The 23977-nt window shown below is 54.8% G+C and carries 13 protein-coding genes and 1 pseudogene; 3 read left to right on the forward strand and 11 right to left on the reverse strand.

What is annotated here, in order from left to right:
• The first annotated feature begins 30 nt into the window (after positions 1–30).
• From AC5S27_RS05235 to AC5S27_RS05245, 3 genes are all read left to right on the forward strand, one after another.
• Entirely contained in the window at positions 31–2028 is a 1998-nt protein-coding gene (locus AC5S27_RS05235) for a hydantoinase/oxoprolinase family protein (protein ID WP_493933511.1), read from the forward strand.
• Position 2029: 1 nt separating this feature from the next.
• Positions 2030–3616, forward strand: coding sequence for a hydantoinase B/oxoprolinase family protein (locus AC5S27_RS05240; protein ID WP_493933512.1), 1587 nt, complete (start codon positions 2030–2032; stop codon positions 3614–3616).
• A gap of 93 nt (positions 3617–3709) precedes the next feature.
• On the forward strand, positions 3710–4729 hold the full coding sequence (locus tag AC5S27_RS05245) for an acetamidase/formamidase family protein (protein ID WP_493933513.1): 1020 nt from the start codon (positions 3710–3712) through the stop codon (positions 4727–4729).
• A gap of 30 nt (positions 4730–4759) precedes the next feature.
• Here AC5S27_RS05245 and AC5S27_RS05250 read toward each other — a convergent pair whose 3' ends face one another.
• The 11 genes and pseudogenes from AC5S27_RS05250 to AC5S27_RS05300 all read right to left on the reverse strand — a co-directional run bounded on the left by AC5S27_RS05250 (position 4760) and on the right by AC5S27_RS05300 (position 23841).
• Positions 4760–6271, reverse strand: a complete 1512-nt coding sequence (locus AC5S27_RS05250; RefSeq protein ID WP_493933514.1) for a CoA-acylating methylmalonate-semialdehyde dehydrogenase — start codon at positions 6269–6271, stop codon at positions 4760–4762.
• Positions 6272–6383: 112 nt separating this feature from the next.
• Positions 6384–7211 carry a PucR family transcriptional regulator ligand-binding domain-containing protein gene (locus AC5S27_RS05255; RefSeq protein ID WP_493933515.1) on the reverse strand — a complete coding sequence of 276 codons (828 nt, stop codon included), beginning with the start codon at positions 7209–7211 and terminating at the stop codon, positions 6384–6386.
• Complete coding sequence (locus AC5S27_RS05260) at positions 7208–8461, reverse strand: Zn-dependent hydrolase (protein ID WP_493933516.1); 1254 nt, start codon at positions 8459–8461, stop codon at positions 7208–7210. The genes AC5S27_RS05255 and AC5S27_RS05260 overlap by 4 nt, the downstream gene beginning before the upstream one ends.
• Entirely contained in the window at positions 8451–9851 is a 1401-nt protein-coding gene (hydA, locus tag AC5S27_RS05265) for a dihydropyrimidinase (protein ID WP_493933517.1), read from the reverse strand. Before hydA ends, AC5S27_RS05260 begins: the two co-directional genes overlap by 11 nt.
• Positions 9852–9897: 46 nt before the next feature.
• A complete protein-coding gene (gene preA / locus AC5S27_RS05270) occupies positions 9898–11283 on the reverse strand; it encodes an NAD-dependent dihydropyrimidine dehydrogenase subunit PreA (protein ID WP_493933518.1) in 1386 nt (461 codons plus the stop codon).
• Positions 11284–11285: 2 nt separating this feature from the next.
• Positions 11286–12623, reverse strand: a complete 1338-nt coding sequence (locus tag AC5S27_RS05275; protein ID WP_493933519.1) for an NAD(P)-dependent oxidoreductase — start codon at positions 12621–12623, stop codon at positions 11286–11288.
• A 120-nt stretch (positions 12624–12743) separates the two neighbouring features.
• Complete coding sequence (locus AC5S27_RS05280) at positions 12744–14054, reverse strand: DUF1501 domain-containing protein (protein WP_493937271.1); 1311 nt, start codon at positions 14052–14054, stop codon at positions 12744–12746.
• Positions 14055–14181: 127 nt separating this feature from the next.
• A complete protein-coding gene (locus AC5S27_RS05285; protein WP_493933520.1) occupies positions 14182–16905 on the reverse strand; it encodes a PSD1 and planctomycete cytochrome C domain-containing protein in 2724 nt (907 codons plus the stop codon).
• 274 nt (positions 16906–17179) lie between these two features.
• Positions 17180–19654 (reverse strand): TonB-dependent receptor domain-containing protein, encoded by a 2475-nt coding sequence (locus AC5S27_RS05290; RefSeq protein WP_493933521.1) that lies wholly within the window; start codon positions 19652–19654, stop codon positions 17180–17182.
• A gap of 389 nt (positions 19655–20043) precedes the next feature.
• Positions 20044–20373, reverse strand: a pseudogene (locus tag AC5S27_RS05295) (carboxypeptidase-like regulatory domain-containing protein); the annotation flags it as partial.
• Positions 20374–20721: 348 nt separating this feature from the next.
• The gene (locus AC5S27_RS05300) at positions 20722–23841 is read right to left on the reverse strand and encodes a TonB-dependent receptor (protein ID WP_493937272.1); all 3120 of its coding nucleotides are present in this window, start codon (positions 23839–23841) and stop codon (positions 20722–20724) included.
• Between the last annotated feature and the right edge of the window lie 136 nt (positions 23842–23977).

Raw genomic sequence — 23977 nt, forward strand, 5'->3', positions numbered from 1 at the left:
CTCGCTATCCTTATTCGAGAGAGAAGCCACTTGCTGATAGCGATCGATACAGGCGGCACGTTTACCGATTGTGTTTACCTGGTGAACGGGCAACCGCGAGTCCTCAAGGTTTTCTCCACTCCCGATGATCCCTCCCGCGCAGTCATTCGTGCTCTTGAACAGATTGCTGCCGACACGGAAATTAAGCAGCAGTCTGACATCCGCTTCGACGTGCGACACGGAACCACTGTGGGCACGAACGCCATGCTTGAGCGCAAGGGCGCGCGTGTCGCCTTTGTCACGACAGCTGGATTCGAAGATACCATCGCGATCGGCAGGCAGACTCGCGCGAAACTTTACGATTGGTTCGCTCCGATACCTGTATGCCTCGCAGAGCGAGATCTGCGGTTTGGCGTTGACGAGCGTGTAACTGCCGAAGGCCAAATCCTTCTTCGACCAGATTCAAAGCAACTTCAGGAACTGCTCGAAAGCGTTCGAGTATCTGGCGCGCAGTCGATTGCCATCTCGACTCTCTTCGCCTTCGCGAATCCAGAAAATGAGTTGCAGATCGAATCTGCGCTCCGGGAACTAAATCTTCCCATCTCAACTTCGCACCGCATTCTTCCCGAATTCCGTGAGTACGAGCGAGCATCGACGATGGTGGTAAACGCTTATCTCGCGCCAAGAATGCGAACCTACTTACTGGAGTTGCAACACCAGGTAACGACTCGCTTTCCTGCTGGAAGCGTCGATGTCATGCAGTCGTCTGGAGGAATTGTGCCGGTCCAACTTGCAGCCGAGGAACCGGTTCGTACGCTATTGTCAGGGCCCGCAGGCGGAGTGGTGGGCGCTTCGCGCCTGGCACAGTGGGCTGGCTTCGATCGCATCATCGGCTTCGATATGGGGGGTACGTCGACGGATGTATTTCTTTCCGACTCGAGCCTGGGTGGAGCTCAGTTGACGCGTGAATCCTTGGTAGCGGGTGTTCCTGTCAGCGTGCCCATGCTCGATATTCACACCGTTGGAGCGGGCGGCGGTTCGATTGCGCGATGGGACGCAGGCGGAATGTTGCGCGTCGGCCCCGAGTCTGCAGGAGCGCTACCTGGGCCGGTTTGCTTTGGCCAAGGATTGCTCCCAACTGTGACCGATGCAAACCTGGTACTGGGAAGACTCCATCCGCAAAGCTTCCTTGATGGCGGCGTGACACTCGATCTACAGCGTACTCAGCAAATCCTGTCTCAGCATAAGGGGCCGCTTGCATCCGTCGAAGAGTTTGCCGCTGGCGTGTTGAAGGTTATCGAAACGCAAATGGAGAAGGCCATCCGTGTTATCTCGATGGAGCGTGGCTTCGATCCCCGCGAGTTCGCACTGGTAGCCTTTGGCGGCGGCGGTCCGTTGCACGCCTGTTCGCTGGCGCGCGCACTGAAGATTCCTACGGTACTTGTTCCCATGATGCCGGGTGCACTATCGGCGATGGGCATATTGCTCGCAGACGGCGTGCGAGATTACTCCCGGACCGTGATGTTGCCAGGCGAACAGATTACACACTTTGGTTCTGTCTTCGCGCACTTGCAGGATCAGTATAAGTGCGATCCGAACGCTGTACTGCACTACAGTGTTGACATCCGATATCGCAAGCAGGCCTACGAATTAAACGTACCGTTTGATCCAGCTTCGCCAGAAGATAGCGTAACGGCATTTCATCGCCAGCATCAACAGCGCTATGGCTTTCATGACGCATCGAGGTCCGTCGAGATTGTGAACGCCCGTTTACGGGCGGTCAAGGCTGGAGAGCATTTTGTCGCTGCATTCAGTGATCCAATCGACACAGAGCTCTGCGATGCACACTGGACAGAGTACGAGATGATCCTGCATGGCAAACGAATTCCGTCGCGCGTCTATCAACGTGAAGCACTTCAACCGGGGCATCGGATTTCAGGACCCGCGATGATCGTCGAATATACTTCTTCGACTCTGATTCCAACCGGTTGTATTGCATGCGTTGATGGCTATCGGAACCTCGTCATCAGTATCCAGGAAAGAGCCTGACATGAACTCGCAACCAGCCGATCCGATCGCAATGGCAGTCTTCCAGAGCGCAGTCCATTCGATTGCAGAGGAGATGGGAGCTGCACTTCGCCGGACTGCGCTGTCACCCAACATCAAGGAGCGCCGCGATTATTCCTGTGCCGTCTTTGATGCGCATGGCAGAGTGATCGCCATGGGCGACCACATGCCGGTTCATCTCGGCTCCATGCCGATGTCGGTGAAAGAGGCAATCAGTGCAATCGCATTCGACCGTGGCGATATTGGAATTCTCAATGATCCCTATGCCGGCGGTACCCACCTTCCGGATATCACCATGATTCTCCCGGTGTTTGATGCTGGAGGTGTTAAGCCGCTTTTTTATGTGTCCAATCGCGCGCATCATGCCGACGTTGGCGGAACGTTCCCGGGCTCCATGGGGCCTGCGCGTGAGATCTACCAGGAGGGCTTACGCATCCCGCCCGTGCGCATCGTCCGCGGTGGAACGGTCGATCGCGAAGTGCTGAATCTGATTCTCCTCAATGTTCGTACGCCTAAAGAGCGTCAGGGCGACCTGGAAGCGCAGATCGGATCGTGCCGGGTTGGTGAACTCAGGATTCTTGAATTGATGCAACGTTACTCGACAGCAGATCTCGGCATACTTGTCGACGAGTTGCTCAATTACTCCGAGCGCCTGATCCGCGCTGAATTGCAGAAGATGCCAGAAGGGTCTTTTGATGCCGAGGACTGGCTCGACGACGATGGAGTCTCTAATCAGCCGATCAGGATTGCCGTCAACCTTCTCTTCAACCCAGCGGCTTGCGCTTTGCATGTCGATTTCACCGGCTCCTCACCCCAAGTCACCGGCTGTGTGAACGCGGTGGAGGCGATCACACTTTCTGCATGCTTCTACGTATTGCGTTGCTTGCTTGGTGATGGCGCACCCGCAACCGCCGGCATCCTGCGCCCTCTTACTCTGACAGCGCCGCGAGGCAGTATTGTCAACGCTGTTCCCCCCGCACCCGTGGCTGGGGGAAACGTAGAAACTTCGCAACGCATCGTGGATGTTCTGCTTCGCGCATTGGCCAAGGCAGTACCCAAACGGGTTCCGTCCGCGAGCGCGGGTACGATGAGCAATCTCACGATCGGCGGCATCGACGCGCGTACCGGTGAGCCGTTTACATACTACGAAACGGCAGCAGGAGGTATGGGCGCAAGACCAGGCCTGGACGGCATCAGTGGTGTGCAAACCCACATGACCAATTCGCTCAACACTCCCGTAGAGGCGCTCGAATATGCATACCCGCTGCGTGTGCGCCGCTATTCCTATCGCTGTGGATCAGGGGGTGCGGGAGAATTCACTGGTGGCGACGGGCTCATACGCGAAATAGAGTTGCTCGGCGATGCACAGGTATCTCTGCTGGCGGACCGTCGCACCTTCGCGCCCTACGGTCTGAATAACGGAGAGGGTGGCGCTACCGGCGCGGCTTCGATTGCGCCGTTCGATGGCGGGGAAGTTATCAACTTGCCCGGCAAGTGCAGTCGCCAAGTTGCCGCGGGAGATGTATTGCGCATCGAGACTCCAGGCGGCGGTGGTTGGGGTAACGCATGATCTGAGTGTTCGCATCAACTCATACGATCAAAAGTCAATGCCTCGACCAGCGGGCTGATACCATCGCATTGACACTCAATATAGGAGCAGCCTATGCGTGGGAAGATCACCCTTGCACTTTTACTGTTGGCCCCAACTTTCGGCTACTGCCAGAGCGCATCGCTCGTGTTACCTGCGTCTCCGTCGACGGTTGTATGGGGCTACTACTCTGCAAAAGCCAAGCCTGCGATGACGGCTCACTCGGGTGATACCGTGCGCATTCAAACCCTGTCGACCTGCGGACCCACTGAGCGCCTGATCGGTGAAGGTGTAGCAGCGGCTGATATCCCTTCCTATAACGCCGACATTTATCGCGAAGTCAAGGACAGGGGGCCCGGCGGCCATATCCTCACCGGCCCGCTTGAGATCGCCGAAGCCGAACCAGGAGATGTCCTTGAAGTGCAGATCCTCAAGATCGATCTGGACACTCCCTTCGCCTGTAATCGCTTCGGCACCGGGCGTGGATTCATGCCCAACGATTATCCCTACAGCCGCTCGAAGATCATTCCACTCGATAGGCAAAGGATGATCGCGAAATTTGCTCCGGGTATTGAAATCCCCCTGCATCCCTTCTTCGGCAGCATGGGAGTCGCGCCACCCGAGTCAGCTGGACGCCTCGATAGCGCTCCACCTTGGATGCACGCAGGGAACATGGACAACAAAGAGTTGGTTGCGGGTACAACTCTCTTCATTCCCGTTCACGCTCATGGTGCTCTCTTTGAGGTCGGTGACGGGCATGCGGGGCAGGGCAATGGCGAAGTTGATATTACGGCAATGGAAACCTTTCTTACCGGAACTTTCCGCTTCATCGTTCACAAAGATCAACACTTGCTCTGGCCGAGAGCTGAGACGCCGACCCACTACATCAGCATGGGCTTCAGTCCCGACCTCAAGGAAGCCACGACTCTCGCAGTCCGCGACATGATTGATTTCCTCGTGCAGCAAAAACACCTGAGCCGTGACGAAGCCTACATGCTGACCAGCGTTGCTGTCGATGTGGACATCACACAGTTAGTCGATGGCAACGTAGGCGTGCATGCCATGTGTCCTAAGCAGATCTTCACCAAGCCCTGATGGCAGCCTGGTGAAGAAGCGCTCTGGGGTCTACCGGACTTGTGGAAACCCGAGATCGACCTTACTCGAACCCGGATCAGGCCATCTGCTCGTTACAACCTTGGACCTTGTATAGAACTGCACCCCCTCAGGTCCGTACATGTGCAGATCGCCGAAGAGGGAAGACTTCCAGCCACCGAAGCTGTAATACGACACAGGCACAGGTATCGGAACATTGATACCGACCATGCCAACCTCAACATCGAATTGAAATTGCCGGGCAGCCCCACCGTTCTGAGTGAAGATGGCAGTGCCATTGCCAAACGGATTATCATTGATCAGCTTCAGCGCTTCAGCATACGTATCGACACGCACTACACTTAGAACGGGGCCAAAGATCTCATGGTCATAGCAGCGCATGCCTGGCTTCGCGTTATCGATCAGGGAAGGTCCAAGAAAATATCCCTCGGTCTTTGTTGCCGGATCAAGCCGCCCATCGATCGGCAAGCTCGCACCTTCACTGATTGCGGAATCAAGGTAAGAAGCCACGCGGTCGCGATGCTCTCGCGAAATGAGCGGTCCCATCTCGTTCGATGCATCTGAACCAGGACCAACCTTGATCCGCGCCACTCGCTCGCGAATCGCATCGATCAACGGATCAGCAACACCGCCCACGGCGATCACCACAGAGATGGCCATGCATCGTTCACCTGCTGCACCGTAGCCTGCCGAAACAGCAGCATCGGCAGCCATGGCTACGTCGGCATCGGGTAGTACCAGCATATGATTCTTCGCCCCACCAAGCGCCTGCACACGCTTACCATTGCGCGTCGCCGTCTCATAGATGTAACGCGCTACGGGTGTCGATCCGACAAAGCTGATGGCCTTGATATCAGGATGCTCCAAGAGCCTGTTCACTGCCACCTTGTCGCCCTGTATGAGGTTGAGCACGCCATCTGGCAGCCCCGCTTCTTTCGAGAGTTCAGCGATGAAAAGACTCGCTGAGGGCACTTTCTCGGAAGGCTTCAACACAAAGGTATTGCCGCAGGCTATGGCGTTTGAAATCATCCACAGCGGCACCATTGCAGGGAAGTTAAATGGCGTAATGCCCGCCACAACACCGAGTGGTTGGCGAATCTGGTATACATCCACGCCTCGGCTTGCTTGCTCCGAATAGCCCCCCTTCAAGAGGTTCGGAATTCCGCAGGCAAACTCAACGTTCTCCAGTCCGCGAGCCACCTCACCCAGAGCATCTGCAATGGTCTTCCCATTCTCAAGGCTTATGATCTCTGCCAGTCGCTGCCGATTGTCAACGATGAGTTGGCGAAGCTTAAACATGACTTCCGCGCGCCGCGAAAGCGGTGTAGCACGCCATTCGACCGATGCCGCCTTTGCGACCGCAACGGCCTGATCGACCTCATCAACCGAGGCAAAGCATATTTCTGCAATGACCTCGCCCGTTGCCGGATTCGTGATGTTTCCCGAGCGTCCTGATTGGCAGATGACAGCCTTGCCGCCAATCCAATGAGAAGCAGTTGCAATCGCCACACTATCTGTCGTCATCTCTGATTCAACCTTTCAATTCCTTCATAGGATCGATGAACTGAGTCAAAGATGACTCGCTTCCTATGAGGTCTTTCTTGTCTGCGATCAAGGAGCGTTTCCGTTGATTAATCTACACCACTGCGGTACGACGCAATAGCGCAAACGCAATCATGAAACCAACCTTACGTTGAGGATCGTTAAGCGACCCCAGCAGCACCGTCAATTGCGCCAGGCGATAGTAGATGCTCTGCCTGCGCACTTTCAAGCGGCGTGCCGTTTCCGCAATGTTGAATTGGGCCTCGAGGAGCGATTCAAGCGTACCAAGTAAGATGACTCTCTGTCTGCGTGGCAGAGAGAGCACCGGTCCAAGCTGGCTATCTAGAAACATCCGGTCTCGACCTGTTTCAACCAATGCATCAAGTATCGGAGCAAAGGAAGGAGCTTCTTTGCGCTCCAGGCGAGGCAGTAGAATCCGCTCATGTGCAGCGCGAGTAAGATTGGCAAAGCTCACCTCAGATCGAAACAGCACGAGGGGAAAATCGGCTTCCTCCGCAACACGAAAGATCTCAACTGGGAGTTGCCGCAACGACTGTACAATCTCAATGCCCAAACCAGATGCGCCAGCGCGAATCAATGATCGTATGTACACCGACCGCTGCTCCCTGGTTGCGCTTGCCAACTGTATACCGGTGCTGAGCAGAAACTCTCCGCCAGACAAGAATCGCCATACATCAAGCACCTCCGCAACATGCACCCACGTGACCGGGCGGTGCAACTGCCCAAATCCGGTAACCAACTCTCCTGACTTGAACGCTGCTAGATCGAGTATCGAACCGACAGTCGGAAGGCCTGCGCTTACAAGTTGCTCAGTGGTTAAATTCTTCGCGGAGGCGCGTCCAACCGACATCCGCAATCGCAGACCCGTGGCACTTGAACCAATTGCAGAAACTCGCCTCATTGCTGGCCTACCCAATGCATCGCCTTGGAAGCTAGCCTGTCGAAAGCCTCGACGGCCAACTCAAGATGTGCCTCTTTTGTATCCTCAATGTGGTTGTGGCTGATGCCCTTCAGCGATTGCACAAACATCATCACCGTAGGGATTCCCACTCGCGAAACTTCTGCAGCATCATGCAGAGGTCCAGATGGAAGACTTGGGACGTCGCCCCCTTCCTGGGGCACGGTTTCATGAATGGCTTCTTTGCACATCTCGATCAGCGCAGGATGAAATGGCTCTGGAGCGATATTCCAGATGCGAGACCACTCCACGGTGCAGCCTTCTTCCTGCGCGAACTGTTCGCTCTTAACCTTAGCCTCGCGATACATCTGGGCTAGAACATCAGCATCCAGATCACGCTGATCGAGGGTTGTCTCGCAACGGCCCACAACCGCAGTCACGATCCCCGGAAAAGTCTTGACGCTCCCCATAGTGCAGACAGCATCCGTATGTCGCATGGCTATTGGACGAATCTCAATCGCTAGCTTGGCCGCTGCCGCGAGTGCATCGCGCCGCACCGTCATCGGAGTAGAACCGGAATGAGCTTCCTGACCATGGAAGGTGATCGTGTGGCGCTCCACTCCCTTTGTTCCAAGCACCGCGGCCAGTGGAAGTCCCATGCGCTCCAGCACCGGCCCCTGCTCAATATGCAGCTCTAAGTAGGCAGCAGCATGTGTGCGTTCTACCTGCGCAGAGCCGATATTATCCACAGCAACACCGCACTGAGCCAACGCATCTTCCAGGCTCACACCGTTGGCATCGGTACGTCGCCTGTCTGCTTCAATCGAGTGCGTACCGGCAAAAGCCGATGAGCCAAACAGGCTTCGCCCAAAACGAGCACCTTCTTCATCTGCCCAATCCACCATGCGAACAGTAACAGGAGGTTTGCCGTTATATTCTTCTGAAATTCGCTTCAAAATGGCATAGCCCGCGATTACGCCGAGGCATCCATCCAGCCATCCACCATTCGGTACCGAATCAAGATGACTCCCGAGAATCAGTGCGGCATCCGTAGTTCCTTGAAGCGTAGTCCAGCTATTTCCCGCAGCATCGTAGTGATGTTCGATGGGCAAGCTCTGCAACTTAGACTGAAACCACTCTCGCGCCTTCAGCCAGACGGGCGACCAAGCCATTCTCTGTGCGCCGTGTTCATCGGAGGTGACAGTCCGCAATTCCTTGAGAAGCGAAATCGCTCCTTTGGCATCAACCGGCATGGGTGGCCTCGCGTTTATATTGGGGAATCCTGCGAAGCAACTGTCCCCGTTCCGCTTCTCCCACAAACTCTCCATCTCGCACCTGTACCTTGCCTCGTACAGTGACAACGGATGGCCTTCCTTCGATCGAGAATCCTTCAAATCCGTTGTAGTCGTTATTGGTGTGCTGCGTCGCAACGCTGATAGTCCCGCGATAGGCAGGATCGTAGACCACGAGATCAGCATCGGTGCCAACAGCAATTGTGCCCTTGCGGGGATACAAGCCGAATATCTTTGCAGCCTTAGTGCTCAGAGCATCCACAAAACGGTGCAGATCCAGCCCTCCTCGCTTCACCCCATATGTGTACATCAGATTCACGCGTTCTTCCAATCCCGGAATGCCATTGGGTATCTGTGTGAATGCTTTTGATCCCAGAAGCTTCTGCTCTACATCGAACGGGCAGTGATCCGTTCCCACGGTATCGATAAGGCCAGTCTGCAAGGCGCTCCAAAGCGCAGGCAGATTACGTTTGTCACGCAGAGGCGGAGACATCACATGTTTCATCCCCTCTACGCCGTCACGCTCGGCATAACTCTTGTCCAGCAGAAAATGCGGCAATACGCTTTCGATATACAGTTTGACTCCACGCATCTTTGCATCGACAGCTGCACGAAGTGCAGGAGCGCATGACAGATGAACCACATAGCCGGTCGCTCCCGTCTGCTCAACAAATGTCGCAAAACGGCTCGTACCTTCGGCCTCAACGGATTCTGGGCGGCTCGGCTCATGCCATTCAGGCCCGGTCTTGCCCTCAGTTAACAACAGTTGCTGCAACTCGCCGACCAGTTCGGCATTCTCACAGTGCGCCGTTGTGATCACGCCCAAATCCGCAGCAAGCTTCAGAGTGCGAAACATTTCTTCATCATTCACGCCAAAGAAATTCTTATAGGAAAGGAAAATTTTGAAGGAGGCCGTTCCGTCCGCTACGATCTCGCGAAGCTGTGACTCGGTTTCATCCTCGAAGCGAGTCACACCCATATGAAAGGCGTAGTCACACGCGCTGTTCCCCTCTGCCTTGGCCTTCCATGTTCGATAGCCTTCGAGTGTATCCTCATGGCGTGAAGGACAGACCATCTCAATAAACGTGGTCGTTCCGCCAATCAATGCGGCTTTGCTCGCCGTCACGTGCGTATCCTTTGCGAAGGTCGCCATGAAGGGAAGGTGAATATGTACGTGAGGATCGATGAACCCGGGAAATATATATTTGCCCGTTGCATCGATAACCTCTGTCCCTGCTGGCACTGGTATATCGATGCCAATCTGAGTGATCGCCTCATCTTCAATGTAGATGTCGCTACGATAGCGTGCATCCGCAGTCACGATCTCTCCGCCTTGAATAAGCAACCCCATACCGCCATTTCCTCGATGAACCCTACTGACACGACAAACGATCGCCCTAGTGGATGTGAATACCAACCTGCTCGCGATATTCCTTCATCTTCTCCCAGTCCTCAGTAATCTCGGTCTGGTTGGTTGACAATTCACTCCACGTGACAGACTCACGTCCGGATGGAACCTCGACCATCGCAATACAATCATCCACCGGGCAAACGTTATAGCAAAGACGACAACCGACGCAATCATCATCGCGCACAACAGGCTGTGGCCGCGTTTCTACTGCCTCATGCTTGCCATTTGAACGCACATCATAGGAAGTTGGCGCAACCAGTTTTCCATCCGGAGAAACCAGGTCGATACACTGATGAGCAGTATCGTTGCAAGCCACATAGCAGAGGTTGCACTTGATGCATTTCGCTTCATCGATACGAGCCACAGCACGATAGGAAAGGTCAAAGTTTTTGAATTCAGAGACGCGGTGGAGGCTCTTGCCGGTCACATCAGCAATCGTTGTGAAGCCTTGCGTATCCATCCAATTTGAGAGTCCGTCACACAAGTCTTCAATGAGCCGAAACCCATAGTGCATCACAGCAGTGCATACTTGGAGGCTCGAAGCACCGAGTAACAAGAATTGCGCAGCGTCCTGCCAGGTTGCAATGCCACCCATACCAGAAATAGGCAAACCAGAATTAGCGACAATCTCGTCTGTGCCGAGAGAGGCAAGCATGTTCAGCGCGATCGGTTTCACGGCTGGACCGGCATAACCGCCATGCCCGCCTTTCCCACCGATGCTAGGCGTCAGCTCAAGGGTGTTGAGATCGACCCCGACGATGGAATTAATTGTATTGATGAGAGAAAGCGCGCTTGCGCCCGCAGCAACACCAGCGCGTGCAGGCAACACGATGTTAGTGATGTTCGGCGTGAGCTTCATGATCACAGGAATGGAAGCGACATCCATGACCCATCGCGTGATCTGTTCACAATACTCGGGCACTTGCCCGATCGCGCTCCCCATGCCCCGCTCACTCATGCCATGTGGGCAACCGTAGTTCAACTCGATGCCGTCAGCGCCCGTATCTTCGATCTGCCTGACAATTGTGTGCCACGCCTCGGGCTTGGCCTCCACCATCGCTGAGACGATCACCGCCCGATCGGGCCACGCCCGCTTTACTTCAGCAATCTCGCGCAGATTAATCTCGATAGGACGATCTGAAATCAGCTCGACATTGTTAATCGCCAGCATCCTCTGACGACCATAATGCCAGGCTCCATATCGATTGGAAACATTCAATACAGGTGCGCCGATCGTCTTCCATACCGCACCTCCCCAGCCTGCCTCAAACGCCTTGTGAATCTGCGCGCCGGAGTTGGTAGGAGGTGCAGAAGCCAGCCAGAATGGATTCGGTGATTTGATACCTGCAAAGTTAATGCGAAGATCTGCCATCGCTACCGTACCCCCGCTGCAGCAGCTTGCCGCATCAATTGTGCGTCGATTGCCGTCGCTGCCAGCTTTCCATCTTGAACCGCCATCACCGTGGAAGCCGCTCCGTGAGAGCGAATGCAGTCCCCAATTGCGTAAACTCCAGCAACGCTTGTTTCGAAATCGTTCGTAACCGAGATGAAGCCGCCTTTTGTTTCGAGACCTAAATCAACTGCTAGGGCGGGCTTCTTCTGTCCTACCGCCTTCACAATCTGATCTGTTTCCAGGACGAACTCGGACCCATCCACAACCATGGGCGACGGCCGGCCCGATGCATCGGTTCCACCTAACTCTACTCTGAGGCACTCAAGACCCACCGGCGCCTCATCGGCAATCACGACACGAGAAGGCTGGCTTAGAAACCTGAACTCGATGCCTTCCTTGCGCGCAAAGTCGTACTCGTGTTCATAGCAGGTCATCTCTCTGTCGGTTCGCCGATACACCATCGTGACGCGCTCTGCACCCAGGCGTTTGGCGATCGTCGCGCAATCCACCGCAGTATTCCCGGCACCAATCACGAGGACGTTGCGCCCAACCTTCATCGTTTCGCTTCCTGTCTTACTGGCTTCAATGAACTCCAAACCGTCCACGATCGCTTCTTCGCCTTCAATACCCAGTAACGGTGTTCGGCCAAGACCGACGCTTAGAACCACGCTGTCAAACTCCGCTTGCAGTGCGGATAAGGATAGATCCCTGCCAAACTCGACGCCCGTCTTGACCTCTACGCCCATCGCTGAAATCATACGGACTTCTTCGATCGCAACTTCAACAGGTTCACGCAAAGCGATGATCCCGTAGGTCGATAAGCCGCCAGCAAGCTCGCGCTTTTCAAATACCGTGACAGCATGTCCACGCCGAGCCAGTTCGCCTGCGCAGGACAAACCGGAAGGCCCCGCGCCGACGATAGCTATCTTCTTTCCAGTTGGCGCGTCCGTCACCGTTGGATAAGTCCCTGAAGCACTGGCAAAGTCCATGGCATAGCGTTGAAGACGCCCGATGGCAATCGGCTTGTGATCCCCTCCCAAAACGCAAGCGCCCTCGCACAACTCCTGAACCGGACACACCCGGGCGCAGGTCGCGCCCATCAGGTTGGCGGCATAGATAGTCTCTGCAGAGCCGCGCAAATTGTTGGTCGCAATCTTCTTGATGAATCGAGGAATATCAATGTGGGTCGGGCAAGCGTGGGTACACGGCGCATCATAGCAATATAGGCATCGATCTGCCTCTACCAAAGCCGCATTGGCTGAGAGTGGTGGAAGCTGTTCTGCCAATGCCTGATCAATTCCGTTGAGGCTGGATTTCATCCATCCGCTCCTGAGTTGCCAATTATCGTACACGTGAGAGAGTCCTATGTTAGTGCATCGTCAAAGCAAAGCAAGAGACAAGCTGTCAAAAGCGAAGTGTCATTGAAGGCTCGTTACCAATCAGATAAGAATATCGCGTATCACACGCCCGCTCACATCCGTGAGGCGATAGTCTCTTCCTGCATGCCTGTAGGTAAGCCGTGTATGATCGAGCCCCATCTGGTTCAGGATCGTTGCATGGAAGTCATGCACATGGCACTCATCCTTGGCCACAGCATAACCATAATCATCGGACTCGCCATACGTGATACCACCTTTGATCCCACCGCCGGCAATCCACGACGAGTAAACGTCTGAGTGATGCGTGCGTCCCTTGAGGTTCGGAATGGTGTCACCAGGTCGTCGTCCAAACTCTGTCGACCAAACTACAAGCGTGTCATCAAGCATGCCGCGCGACTTCAGATCCTGAAGCAATGCTGCGATAGGTTGATCGACGTTCTTCGCCAGTGGCACATGTGTCTGCATATCGGCATGCGCATCCCAATTCACAAGCTGGTTCGTGCCAACGTCGATGAGCTCAATAAAACGCACACCTCGCTCAGCGAGTCTGCGCGCCACCAGGCACTGCCATGCAAATCCCTTCGTACTGCCGCGCTCCAGACCATACATCTTCAACGTTGCATCCGTTTCCTTCGAGAGATCAAAGGCCTCGGGTGCCTCCATCTGCATACCGAATGCTGTTTCATAAGTTTTAACACGAGCCGCCAAAACCGAATCGCCATCGCGCGAGGCAGCATGATGTTTGTTGAAGAAGTCAGCCAGTCCGAGCTGGAGATTTTGAACTTCGGCGGCATCGGGCGGGGTGATATTTGGAATCGGTTCGCCGCCTGGTGTGACGTGAATTCCCTGGTGGCATGCAGGCAAAAAGTCCGCATCCCACGGGATAGTGCCCCCATAGGGCATCTCCGGCGCAAGCACCACAAATGAGGGTAGGTTCTGATTCACTGTTCCCAAACCATAGCTTACCCACGAGCCAAAACTTGGTCGCTCGAAGAGCACAGATCCACCATGCAGCCCCATCGCGGCCTGGACATGATTGGGAAAGTCATTCTTCATCGAGCGAATCACACAAATGTCATCCATCATCGCCCCAACATGAGGAAACAACTCGCTCACTTGTGTGTCACATTTGGCATAGCGATTGAATTTCCATCGTGGCGCTGAGAGGTAGTTATCCTTGTACTTCTTTCCATCATCTGCAATCAGCTTCGGTTTGGGGTCAAACGTATCTACGTGTGAAACGCCACCGCTCATGTAAAGAAAGATAATGCGCTTAGCCTTCGGAGCAAAGTGAGGCTGCTTCGGTGCCAGAGGATTGCTGCTATCGGCGCCGGGAGTTTCAGCCATCAGATTCGATAGCATGGCAGGCATCAGCAAAGACGCGCTCGCAAGCGATTGTAGAAAGCCTCTCCGGGAAACGCCTCGCACTCTAGACTTCGTCATTCGTACCTCGCTTGGCTATGCATGCGCAATAGACATTGATTTACTAACCTGCCGATCAATCCAGAAAGATGAACTCATTGCTCGCGTACAGCACTTCGATCCACTTGCTCAATGCGTCTTTCCTGGCCTGATCGCCTTCTACTCCATGAGCGTTGTAGAACGATTCTGTCTTACGTAAAAACTCGCGCGATTGCGCCAGCTCCTCTGCATCTGGAGCCCGATCCAAAATTGTTTCGAACGCTCCCGTGATCTGCTCTTTCTGTTGCATCTCCCCATGGGGCAGGGAATCAGCCAGATGCACAGCACAACTCTTCGGAAATCCAGCATTCATGAAGTAGAGTGCCTGCAGCGGAGTGACACTTGTTGCTCGCGTGGCTGTCGAGTTATTCGTGTCAGCACCGTCGAAAAGACCAAGATACGGATGCCGCTTCGTTCGCTGCACCATGACGTAAACAGTGCGCTTGTCCGTGTCATACACCGCACTGAAAGGACGATGCTGCGACCAGTTCCATTCTGAGAGTGCGGGAAATGGATGCTCACCTCCAATGCTCTTGTCGAGTGTGCCAGATGTAGCAAGCAAGCTATCCCGCACTTCTTCTGCGTCCAGGCGTTTCCGCGAATGCTTCCACAGGTAAATGTTCTCTGGATCTACAAGCGCATCGGCAGGTGAGGTCGTGCTGGCAAGCCGGTACGTGTGCGACAGCAGAATCGTACGCTGCATCGCCTTGACGGACCATCCATTGCGCATGAACTCAAGCGCAAGATAGTCCAGCAATTCGGGATGACTCGGCGCCACGCCGCGCTTGCCGTAGTCATTCGGAGTTGCAACGATGCCACGCCCAAAGAGGCCCTGCCAGATACGATTGACCATTACTCGCGCAGTCAACGGGTTCTCTTTGCTCGCGATCCAGTCGGCCAGTTCAAGGCGCCCGCTACCCTTTACACTCTCAGGCAGTGGCCCTCCTCCAAGCTCCTGCAGAAAACCACGCCGTACAAGCTTTCCTGGCTTAAGAGGATCGCCCATATACTGAATATGCTCATCATGTGGAGTGCCCTCGCTCGCTGCATAAGCGGCCTCATAACGCGGAACCTGCCTAAACAGCTCCATGCGTCGTGCCTCAAGCTGAGGCAGGATATCGTCGAAGTAAGGCAGCTTATGTGCTGCCTCGATCGTATCGGCGATCGGCTTCAGTTGTTCTTGAAAGCTCTTCAATTCCGGGCTATCTGCAGCCGCCGGATCGCGATAAACCATGCCTGTGGGATAGCGAATCGACTCCGAGCCGGGGTGCGGAAGATGCGTGCTGGCAAGAATGCCATAGATCGCATAGTAGTCTTTGGTCGGAATAGGATCGAACTTGTGATCGTGGCAACGAGCGCACGCTACTGTCACCCCAAGATATGCGTAGCCCAGATTATCCACCGCATCGCTGTAGACCAGCGTCTTGTCCTCGTCGTCACCACCGCGCCGGGCAATCGCCAGATATCCTGTTGCAATGGTCTTGCGCCAATGCTCCGGCTCAGACTCGCTCGGCAACAAGTCGCCTGCTATCTGTTCGCGAACAAATTCGTCATACGGCAAATCGCGATTGAATGCATCGATCACGTAATTGCGATACTTATAAGCTTCCGGAGTAGGATAGTCCGGCCCATTGCCTGAGGTGTCGGAATAGCGCACAACATCCAGCCAGATCCGACCCCATCGCTCACCGTATGCAGGCGATGCAAGCAGTCTATCCACAACGCGCGCATAAGCATCGCTCCGCCGGTCTGCGAGAAACGCGGCAGTCTCAGCAGGCGTAGGAGGCAGCCCTGTCAGATCGTAAGTCACGCGCCGCAGCAGCGTTCTCTTGTCCGCGTCGCCAACGGGTTGCAGATGCTTCTCATTCAACTTCGCAAGGACAAAGCGATCAAGGTCGGTCGAAGCCCATTTGGAGTTGATCGTCGGAACCGTCTGCGGTAGAGGCTTCTTGTACGCCCACCAATTTTTATTGCCGATTCCCTTATCAGCCTCAGTGCTATGAGGCCACGGCGCTCCGTCATGAATCCACTGCTCGAGGATACCAACCTCTTCACTCGACATTGGGGCATTCGGCGGCATCTTCAAACTGGGGCTCTGATAGTGAACTGCCGTCACCAGCAGGCTCTGCTCAGGATGACCCGCAACTATTACAGCTCCATCTTTGCCGCCCTTCAGCACTGCATCCCGAGAGTTCAATCGCAGTCCACCCGAAGCTGAATCAGCATGGCATCCATAACAACGATTGATCAGTAGAGGACGGACTTTGGCCTCAAAATACTGATCCTGTGCGGCGGTGAACTGAGGTGGCTCCACAGAGCTCGAAACCTGCTTGGTGCTCTTGTGTTCGATGACAGCTGGGTCTCCAATGGGCATCTTCGCGCCGCCGCGAATCCATTTCTCAATCAGCGCAATCTCATCGTCCGGCAGCTTGCCGCTTGGCGGCATCTTCAAGTCGACATCCGTGTAGTGGATAGCATCGAGAATCAAACTCTTCTCCGGATGCTCTACATCGATCGCGGCGCCACTATCGCCGCCATTCAGCAGTGCCTGGAAGGATGTAATGCTCAGGCCGCCCTTGGTTTTCGCTATATGGCAACTGCCGCAGCGGTGATCCAGCACCGGCTGCACCTTTTCGGTGTAGAAGGCAGCGTCATCTGAGCCATGCGCCAGAGTAGGGAACGCTGCATACGACAGCAGACCGGCGAAAAGAACAGCGCGGGAAAAGTATGCGAAGGGATGGTGTGGTTGCGTCGGATACACCGGTTGCGTCCTCCTCTCCGGAGAAGATGGGGATTCACAGGTCGTTTGTCGTTTGCCAAGAAGAACAAGGGCGGAGTTCCACACGCCCGTCACTCTCTTCACGTTATTTTCAAACCATTCCAGTGTCAACGTCGCGCTGCTCCAGAGTTGCTGCGTGCATCGATCATTCCAAATCCGTTACGACACGCTTACCAGAGGGGAACGGAGAGGGCTTTCTCGAACCAATTGCAGTCGTAAAAGCCCTCGTCATCATTTCATCTAAGCTCTTACGAGCCTAGAAGCTGTAGTTGAACGAGAATTGCAGAATACGCGGCGGGTTAGGCTGCGAAATCGACGTCTTCGTCTGGAAGCCCCCGTTGGTGATATCGCCGTTGGGAGCAAGCGTATAGCTTCCATCCTCGTTTAGCGTCGAACTGTACTTCACTGCGTTCACGCCGCTGCCTGCCTCAACGTAGTAGGTTGCGGAGTTCAACAGATTGAACGCCTGCGCTTTCAACGTGATGGCCTGCCGTTCGCCGATAGGGAATTTGCGCTGAATACCGGTATCCACTTCAATAATCCAGGGTCCGGTATAGCCGTTCATTCCGTCTCCAGGAGCAAGTCCATATCCCGGTGAGTTGCCTCCACCAAGACCCGCCGCAGTGTTGGCTGTAGCCTGGTTCGCCGCTGAATCATTCAGATCGCTCACCAGCGCCGTATAAGGACGACCGGAGTTGAACTGCGCGATCACGCTGCCCGTCCAGTTGTTCAGGAAGGCCCGACTCGTTGGATTGCTTCCCTCGTACTTAGGCGAGTACACGCTCGCCACCGACAGCCGATGACGCTGATCCAGCAGCGAAAGGCCCTTCGTGTTGCTCAGATCGAACTGATTGTAAAAGTCCACACCCGACTGCGTGCTCTTCGCCAGCGTGTAAGAAACGATGACGCTCGCACCGCTCGTAATCTGCCGGTTCAGCTGCGTGAAGAAGGAAACATAGTTGTTGATACCCGGACTGATCAGAGCGTTGATCTGTCCAAAGTTCGCACTGATCCTGCCTTCCGTGAGATTGTTCAGGTTCGGTTCGACCACGTCCTTTCCATTCGGCAAGTGATAGGTGACAGTGCCGGTCGGAGCATTCTGGTTCAAGTCATAAGCGGTCGATGAAGTGAGGTGCATGCCATGCGACCACATCGAGCCCAACGTGAGAATCGTATGCGGAGCAATCTCCTGGTCGATTTGGAGGCTGGCGTTGATCACGGAAGGCGTCTTGTATCCAGGGGCAATCGTCGCAATGTTTGTCCCGCCTCCAAAAGCAGAGCTGCTCGAAGGCAACGCTCCCGGAAAGGCAACCGGCAACGTCGCTGCAACAGAGGTGTTGCTGAAGTCAAACAGCTCTGCTCCGGATTGTGAGACTCCATTGGCCTGGGATGAATTCTGGTAGTTGCCACCAACAAAAATCTCGTAATAAATCCCTGCGCCGCCGCGAACGACTGTCTTGCTGAATGGCGAATAGGAGAAGCCCAGCCGCGGGGACACTCGCTCATACTGATTCGAAAACTTCTGTGTGAAGGGGAAAGCCGGATTGCCGGAAGGGTTCGGATAGATCTGTAAATCTTCACGGACGCCTCCCGTCAAGGTCAGCTTTGGGGAAACCTTCCACGTGTCATTGACATAGAAGCCAATGAAGGGGTCACTGAAGTTGTACTTCGTATCGCCAGCCGTCTGCTGAAAGATATTCCACTTGCCGAGAGCAAAATCTTCCAGGCTGAGGAAGATGTAGGTACCGTAGTATCCGCCAGTGCTCGCCGTGGCAATCGAGTCATGGTTGAGATCAAAGCCGAGGTCCAGCTGATGCTTACCAACGCTCCAGATCACGTGGTCAGCGAACTGCCACTGATACTCACGAACATTGTTGTAGGAGAAGGTAGCATTGCCCAGCAGGAGCGCGGATGATGCTCCCGCATGGGCCGCAGTGATGATGATCTCTGGCGAAGTCGCTGACTCAGCTAGACCCGAGGGCTTATACAACTGCTCATCACGCACATAGCTGGCGTGCATATCGTTCACAATCCCGGGACTAAACACATGTGTCCAATGAACTGTGCCCACGTGGTCGCGAACGCCATTATCGCCCAGCAGCTCATCGCCGCCAAAGCTCTCCGGGCTGAACGTAATAATGCCGCCCGGTGATTGGAAGTGGTTGTAGTTGTAGAGCGCGGTCACATGGTCCTTGGCGCTAATCTGCCAGTCGAACTTCGGAAAGAACTCTACATCATCACGGCGGCGGGCACGCGGTCCAAGGTTCGAGTGAATTACATGCAACGCGTTCGCCACACCTTGTAGATATGCGGGGTTTGTTGGATCGTCCGCGACATCGCTCTCCGAGAGATTCGCCGCCGCAGGGTAGTGAGAATTGAAAACAGGCAAGGCAGTTCCTGCAGGAAGGCCGAAGTCAGTTACATCGGTAGCAGCCTGCGCGGGATTGACAGCATACAGAGGATCTTTATGCCGCTGCTGTTCATAATCGAAATAGAAGAACGCTTTGTCTCGCATAAGCGGACCGCCAATGTCAGCGCCAAACTGCTGCAGCACATTCAGCGGACGAGGGTTTCCGTTCGCCTTGTCGATCGCGTCATTCGCACCGGTCGCCGAGTTGCGATTGTAGTAGAACGCATCGCCATGCCACTGGTTCGTTCCCGACTTGGTAACCGTGTTGATGAAGCCCGCACCGGCCCCGCCGTAAGCCGAATTGTACACATTCGGCTGCACCTGAAATTCCTGAATCGACTGCATCCAAACACGTAGGGAATGCGCGTAAAGCCGCGATTATCGCCATAGTAGTAGCTCGTCGAGTCGGCGCCGTCGACAGTAAACGAACTCGATCCATTCGCGTTGGAAGCACCACCGGCCGTGTTGTTATAGCCGGAGAGATCGCCACCCGACTGGCCGGCAAAGCTGATGTGACCAAACTCACCGTCCATCGTTACGTTCGGTGTCAGGAGAACAAAGTCCGTGTAACGCCGTCCACTCAGAGGCAGGTTGTCGATCGTTTGCTTTTCTACCAGCGTTCCGATCGTAGTATCACTCGGATTCAGCGTAGACGCCTCACTCGCCTCAACTGTTACGCTCTCGCCAGCTGATCCCACTGTCAGCGTCGCATTGCCGTCCGTCACACGGCCAACCCCCACGCTCAAACCGGTAATATCAGTTCCCTTGAAGCCGGTCGACGCAAACTTTGCAGTGTAGGTTCCGACAGGAAGAGCCGGGAAGGTATACACACCCTGAGAGTTGGTTGTTGTCTTCCAAGTGATGCCGGTGGCCGTATTGACGATGGTTACGGAGGCATTCGTGACCACGGCTCCCGATGCGTCCTGTACGGACCCGGTCAGGCCACCGGTAGAGATAGCGTTCTGCGCGGAGGCTGGGAGAAGGCAACAAATCCCCAGCAGAATCAATGCAAAAAGACGGATCTGAATGCGTCCTGGCATACAAAACTCCTTAAGAGAACAAAATGTGAAATGTACGTGGTTACGTCATCGAAAAGAAAAACGAACGTGCAAGGATCGGGGTGGATCCAGGATGATGAGAGCCTGAGAACTCTTCTATTGCCAATCACGCCGCACCGACCACTGGTTTTGGCTGAGGTAGAGGCTACAACGTACTATGAGGCAATTCGCAGAGCAAGAGACAGTTTGTCCAAAAATAACAAAATTGTCATGGTCCGTTGATCTGTGTCTGATCCAAGTACCAGATTGAACCTGGCTTGAAGAGAAAAGAGCGCCCTGTCTCAGGAGCGCCCTCTCTCATCTAGCACAGATTTCGATGCCGCCTTGATACTAAAAAGTGAAACGAGCCGATACCTGGCCGCGCCGCGCATTGGTGCCATCAGGGAATCCAGCGGATGCCGTACCCTTGCCTGCTGATCCCGACGGAGACAATGTTCCATCGGCATTGGCGAAGATAGCCACCTGCTGCACAGAGGTGATCGTGCTGTAGTTGAATGCATTGAACAGTTCAAAGTTCAGTGCAAGGCTGGTCTCTCGAGGCATTTTGAACGTCTTCGTCGCGCGCATATCCGTTCTCAATGTCGTTCCGAGGTTGAGACTGCTGCGCGGAAGGAAGGGCGCACGCTGGTAAGAGGCGAACCCAATTCCGTCACCGCTGATCGTTGTCGAATACACATCGTTGGAAAGCGATGCTGGCAGTCCGCTGATACTCACATACGGATCGACACCCTGCGGCGACCCGTAGGTCTCGATAGCAGACAACTGCCAACCATTCAAAGAGCTATTGGCGAATCGCGAGCCAAAATCCTTCACCGGTGGCGTGAACAAACCAGTCGCAACAACGCGCTGCCGTTGATCCAGGGGAGAACGTCCCTTCTCGAATCGCTGATCGCCGTTGTAAACCATCACAGGTGGATCGGTGTAATAAATGTTATCCGCACCGGCTCCCAACCCAAGGTCGATCGCCTTCGACCACGTATAGGCGATCGATCCTTCCAGCCATTTCGACTGCCGGCGATTCAGCGAAACAGCAAGGCCGTCGTAATATAGACGTCCGCTGTTATGGATATGATTCAGCACGCCATAGCGCGAATCGTATTTCTGAGTGTACAGCGGCGTTGTATAGGTGCCTGTGGTCGCCCCGCTTGCGTTGACGATATTCCATGTGTAGCTCGAGGTAGGAGGTACCAGGTTGTCATCACGGCGAGTGAGGAAGTCGACTCCATCGTTCCAGAGATAAGAGACTGAAGCGACCGTCTTGCTATCGATCTTCTGTTCTACGGTCAGGTCTCCCTGTTCCGTGTACGGCGTCTTCAGATTTGGATCGGCATAGGTGACATTGCTGCCCGACCCTGCAATGTCCGTCGAAAGAAGATAACCTGGAAACTTTGGTGCATTGGTAAAGAACGGCAGGAAGAAGATCGTCTTCTGTACGGTACCGTTTCGCTGCTGCAGACGGATCACGCTGGCGGAAGGGAGTCGCGCATACGACAAGCCGTAACCCGCTCGAATCACAGTCTTCCCGCCATAGAGCGAATATGCAAATCCGACGCGAGGAGCAAAGTTGTGCTTAGGCTGATTCAGCTTGCCCGTCTGAGGGTAATCAGGGTTCTCCGGTGGCTGCGTAAATCGGTTGAACTCGTACCGCAAACCAAGGTTCACAGTGAAAGCACGAGTGATCTGCCACTGGTCCTGTGCATAGAAGTTGTAGTCGCGCACAATCGCCCGAGTGAGGAGAGGCCCAAAGCTCTGCAGAAACCCAGAGTAGTGATATCCGGCCTGCGCGTCTCCGTCCGCAGGAGTGAGATCCTTCGCCCAATCGGTGATCGTGTTGTAGAAGTACTCACCCTTCGCAAAGAACAACGCATTCTCGACATCACGCATATAGTTTGATTCCGCACCAAACTTGAACTGATGGTTCTTGACCGTCCAGGAGAAGTTGTCCGTGAAGAGAAAGCGATCTTCCGACGGCTGCGAATTCGGAATGTTGACAGACATACCCAGGTTGCTCAAATCGGCCACCGAGAGCCCCGATCGCAGGCCATCCGACGGTGCAATTGCCTCGTTCACAGATTGCTTGCGCGTGTCTTTGAACCAGCCGAATCGAAACTCGTTCAGCGCACTTGGAGATACCACATGGGTCTCCGAAAGGCGCGCCCAACGCGTCAGATCGATCTGGTTGCCGTTCGGATAGAACCCGCTCCCATCCGTCAGTGCCGTGGCACTCACTGTGCCGTTCGGAGAAGCAAACTGCATCAGGTTGAAGTTGGCCGTTACGCTGTCCTTCTGCGTTGGACGCCAATCAATCTTGCCAAACCCGATGTTCTCGTTCAGCCTGCGCGGCAGCACCGCAAACGTGCGCTGAATATAAGCCTGAGCCGCAGCGCATTGCGCGTCCGATGCTGTGCAGGCTCCTGCCTTGAAGCTTCCGTTCGAGTTGAGCGATGCCGATGTGCTGTACGAAGAAACCAGCGGACGGCTTTCCCGAGTTTCTTCCGTGTTGGCAAAGAAGAACAGCTTGTCCTTGATGATCGGACCACCCACGCTGCCGCCAACCTGATGACGCCAGTTGGGAGGATTGAAAGAGTTGCCGTTGCTGTCAAAGGAATACGGATCGGTCGAATTGAGGGTACGGTTCTTGAAGAACCAGAACCCCGACCCGTGATAGCCATTCGTACCGCTCTTGGTAAGAGTGTTCACAATGCCGCCAGCCGCATGGCCGAATTCAGCCGTGTAGCCCGAGGTCAACACCTGGAACTCCTGCACCGCGTCCTGGCTCAACGGTGAGAAGGCGCTCGTGCTGCCTGCGTCGTCCTGGCCCCATTGCTGTGTTACGTCCATACCGTCCTGCAGAAAGATGTTGTTTCCGGGTACACCACGGAAGGTAACTTCGCCGCCTGCGCCATCGGTGGTCACACCCGGCGTCAGCAGCACAAACTGGTCAACGCGGCGCCCATTGATCGGCAGCTCGTTGATCTCTTTCTGGCTCACCAACTCAGAAACCCCAGAGCGTGTCACTTCAAGCACTTCGTCTGCCGCGTCAACCGAAACGGTCTCCGCCGACTGCGAAATCTTCAGTGTCACCGACACCCCGAGATCTTCGCCAACATGAACACTGATGCCCTTGGCGATGTACGTCGAGAATCCCGCCAGCTTCACCGTAACTACGTAGCCATCCGCAGGCGGCAGCGACGATGCCTCGAATACACCATCAGAGGACGCCATAAGCTCGCGCACAATGCCGATCGAACTGTTGCTTACCGTGACAGCGGCGCCAGGCACCACCGCTCCAGTAGGATCCGTCACCGTGCCATGCACCGCGCCGAGACCGGCCAGCGATTGACCGTTTGCGCTCTGAACCGCACAGCCGATCACGATGAACAGAAGGGAAACTCCGTACCACAGTACCGCATGAAGTTTGCGGATAGAGATAGATATGCCTGAGAGCATAGACAAGGCCTTTCTGAACTTGGAATGAAAAGATGTTTGAAAGTAGAGATGAAAGACACGACCGCATGAGCGCGGTGAACCGTTGCAAATGTCATGTTGCAAAGCAGTGCATTGTCATGTCGGCATTTCAAGAAAC

This window comes from Acidicapsa borealis (genome assembly GCF_059115245.1).

What these genes read in the sequence shown, in the direction of transcription:
- AC5S27_RS05240 (WP_493933512.1), top strand. Translation starts at nt 2,030, where the DNA reads ATGAACTCGCAACCAGCCGATCCGATCGCAATGGCAGTCTTCCAGAGC.
- AC5S27_RS05245 (WP_493933513.1), top strand. Translation starts at nt 3,710, where the DNA reads ATGCGTGGGAAGATCACCCTTGCACTTTTACTGTTGGCCCCAACTTTC.
- AC5S27_RS05250 (WP_493933514.1), bottom strand. Translation starts at nt 6,271, where the DNA reads ATGACGACAGATAGTGTGGCGATTGCAACTGCTTCTCATTGGATTGGC.
- AC5S27_RS05255 (WP_493933515.1), bottom strand. Translation starts at nt 7,211, where the DNA reads ATGAGGCGAGTTTCTGCAATTGGTTCAAGTGCCACGGGTCTGCGATTG.
- AC5S27_RS05260 (WP_493933516.1), bottom strand. Translation starts at nt 8,461, where the DNA reads ATGCCGGTTGATGCCAAAGGAGCGATTTCGCTTCTCAAGGAATTGCGG.
- hydA (WP_493933517.1), bottom strand. Translation starts at nt 9,851, where the DNA reads ATGGGGTTGCTTATTCAAGGCGGAGAGATCGTGACTGCGGATGCACGC.
- preA (WP_493933518.1), bottom strand. Translation starts at nt 11,283, where the DNA reads ATGGCAGATCTTCGCATTAACTTTGCAGGTATCAAATCACCGAATCCA.
- AC5S27_RS05275 (WP_493933519.1), bottom strand. Translation starts at nt 12,623, where the DNA reads ATGAAATCCAGCCTCAACGGAATTGATCAGGCATTGGCAGAACAGCTT.
- AC5S27_RS05280 (WP_493937271.1), bottom strand. Translation starts at nt 14,054, where the DNA reads ATGCCTGCCATGCTATCGAATCTGATGGCTGAAACTCCCGGCGCCGAT.
- AC5S27_RS05300 (WP_493937272.1), bottom strand. Translation starts at nt 23,841, where the DNA reads ATGCTCTCAGGCATATCTATCTCTATCCGCAAACTTCATGCGGTACTG.